This window comes from Synechococcus sp. CCAP 1479/10 (assembly GCF_019038515.1).
GTDB lineage: Bacteria > Cyanobacteriota > Cyanobacteriia > PCC-6307 > Cyanobiaceae > Cyanobium.
This window is the reverse complement of record NZ_JAFKRJ010000105.1, coordinates 1-440: the sequence shown is the minus strand read 5'-3', so window position 1 is coordinate 440 and position 440 is coordinate 1. Positions and strand designations below refer to the sequence as shown.

The following is a 440-nucleotide window of genomic DNA, read 5'->3' as shown; positions in this document are numbered from 1 at the left end:
GTCTCGATCGCCTCGTTCTCCATCGCCGGCCAGAGCGGGCCCTTCCCCCTCGGCAGTCCCGTCACCATCGCCGGGGTCGGCAGCCTCGCCATCGCCGCCAACGGCTCCTATTCCTTCACGCCGGCCGCCAACTACAACGGCCCGGTTCCGCTGATCTCCTACGCCGTCACCGACGGCTCTGGTGCCAACGACACCTCCACCCTCACCATCACCGTCACGCCGGTCAACAACGACTTCAGCGACGCCAACGAAACTCTCTCCATCGCCGAGGACAGCGGCACCACAACGGGCAATCTCCTCTCCGGCACCACCAGTCCCGATGGCCCGGTCGCGATCGCTTCCTTCTCCATCGCCGGCCAGAGCGGTCCCTTCCCCCTCGGCAGTCCCGTCACCATCGCCGGGGTCGGCAGCCTCACCATCGCCGCCAACGGCTCCTATTC

The 440-nt window shown here is 67.5% G+C and carries 1 protein-coding gene; it reads left to right on the top strand.

All coding sequences use genetic code 11. The annotated features are described in order from the left end of the window. On the top strand, positions 1-440 hold a 440-nt coding region (locus tag KUG39_RS17175; RefSeq protein ID WP_216916643.1), incomplete at both ends, for a cadherin-like domain-containing protein.